Raw genomic sequence first — 2,044 nt, forward strand, 5'->3', positions numbered from 1 at the left:
TTTCATTCGGGTATTGGTTACAAAAAACCTATGGATGTTTATCTGAATTATACGCAAAATTATTATCAATTAGCTGCTTAACAATATAATAAAAATAGGAAACGAATTTGATTATTTTTTGTCTTGATTTCTCAGTCCATTATACTTCTTGGAATTGCTCTATAGCTTATATTGACTCTTGTTATGTATGCTAGCGTCTGTAGTGTTCTTACCATGTTCAGGTCTAATTACCTATAGCAAGATATGTACTATAATTATTTTTTATTGAAAATCTATTATTTGTCTATATAATGCATTTTAGTTTAAATAATTATATTCATAGACCATGGCACAATTACGAACACCACCTTTAGCACCTCTGATAATTGCAGTACTTAATGGCAATATAGAATATACTAGTGAGTTATTACAAAATGGGGTAGATATAAATGTACGTGATAAGAACGGTAATTCTGCGTTACATATAGCCGCAAGTAAAGGATATAAACAAATTGCTGAAATGCTTCTGTTATATGGAGCAACTGTTGATGCACCTAATTTTGAGTTAGCCACACCTCTACATTATGCTGCTGCTAATAATTATAAAGGGGTTACTCAATGTCTTCTTAATATGAATGCGAATAAGGCAGCTGTTAATAAATATAACCAGTCTCCACAAGATTTTGCTAGATTGTTCAATTCTCATGAAGTAATGCCAATATTATGTGAAACTGATAGTAGTGTATGTACTACACCACAACAAAGTCAAATAGTATTAAGTTATAATATAGATATAGGTGGTGTAACAGCTTTATCTATAATGACTGAATTAGCAACATCTCACAAAACAAAGATCGTTATGGCAGATTATCTAAAAATTGTTCCAACTGGTTGTAATACTAATTCTTTATTTATGTATATCTATGATGATATAAAACAAGACACTTATATCAGTTTTAATATACCAGAAACATTAAAGATATTTAGCGAGGCAAAAAATAATGCTCTTAAAGCTTTAGAGAATAGCGATGGTTTGATTATACCTGGAAATGTCAATATGGTTGATGCTAGGTTGTTTGGGGAAGCTATTAGTCCACATGACATGCAATCACATAACTTAGAACGTAATATTGCAGAAATGGCTTTGATTCATGTTGCAACTCAACGCGGCATTCCTATACTTGGTATTTGTGGTGGGCATCAAATTCTTAATACTTATTTTGGCGGCAAGATCGGTCATAAGAGTGATGATCATAATTCATATGTTAATATTATTCCAGATTCTGAACTTTCACAAATAATTTTTGGTAAACCAAGTATGAGCATAGGAAAAGAAAAATTCTGGGAGGCTCATCAGCAAGTTGTAAAAGAGATAGGGGGCACTAATCACATCAACGGTAAGCACGATTTGTTTAAAGCTGTAGCTTATACCAATGATGATATTGAAGCCATAGAATCACAATTTGGGGCATCTATTATGGGAATACAATTTCATCCTGAAATGTCTACGTATAGCAATGCATTCACTTGCTCAGAGAAAGCAAGAGATAAGAAAATTTACTTAGCATTTCAGCAATCAGTACGTTCCTTCCATAATAAACAAGTTTTGCTGACGGAATTTAAAAATAGTAAACATTATTCTAAAACTCAACACCCAACTGAAGATATCGCTGAAAAACCTATTAATTATGAAAGTAATATATATAACAATAATATAATTGATATGTTTAACGCGACTTCTAGTGATAATAATAATTCAGTTGAGATTATAGGATATACAAATGTAGAAATTCTTGATTGAATCCTAACTATTCTTTTTGGAAAGTAGTAGATACTACGGTAATCCTCCCAATTTTAATCGCAATAGAGAGTAGAGAGTTAAGCTGCAAGAGCTAATTTTTGTATTGGTGTTATACCCCCTATAGCCATATTTGGCCTTTCATTATTATATGACCAAAGCCATTGAGTGGCAAGATCTTGTGCTTCTTGTATACTACCAAATAAATACTGGTCCACCCAATCATATCTTACAGTCCTATTATATCTTTCAATATATGCATTTTGC

Annotated in this window: 2 protein-coding genes and 1 pseudogene; 2 read left to right on the forward strand and 1 reads right to left on the reverse strand. The window is 31.8% G+C overall.

Translation table 11 applies throughout. The features are described from left to right. Nucleotides 1–325 precede the first annotated feature (325 nt). Nucleotides 326–646: pseudogene (locus KYQ89_RS01480) on the forward strand (ankyrin repeat domain-containing protein); the annotation flags it as partial. 246 nt (nucleotides 647–892) lie between these two features. Beyond that, nucleotides 893–1,780: a gamma-glutamyl-gamma-aminobutyrate hydrolase family protein gene (locus tag KYQ89_RS01485; RefSeq protein WP_218460089.1), complete on the forward strand. Its 888-nt coding sequence runs from the start codon at nucleotides 893–895 to the stop codon at nucleotides 1,778–1,780. A gap of 77 nt (nucleotides 1,781–1,857) precedes the next feature. Here the strand turns inward: KYQ89_RS01485 and KYQ89_RS01490 are convergent. Next, a partial coding sequence (locus tag KYQ89_RS01490; RefSeq protein WP_218460087.1) for an integrase core domain-containing protein occupies nucleotides 1,858–2,044 on the reverse strand: 187 nt, incomplete at its 5' end.

Origin of the sequence: Rickettsia sp. TH2014, assembly GCF_019249195.1 — a bacterium.
In the GTDB taxonomy this organism is placed as follows: domain Bacteria; phylum Pseudomonadota; class Alphaproteobacteria; order Rickettsiales; family Rickettsiaceae; genus Rickettsia; species Rickettsia felis.

Excerpts from the sequence above, each read along its gene's own strand:
- KYQ89_RS01485 (WP_218460089.1), top strand. The coding sequence starts at position 893 with ATGTATATCTATGATGATATAAAACAAGACACTTATATCAGTTTTAAT.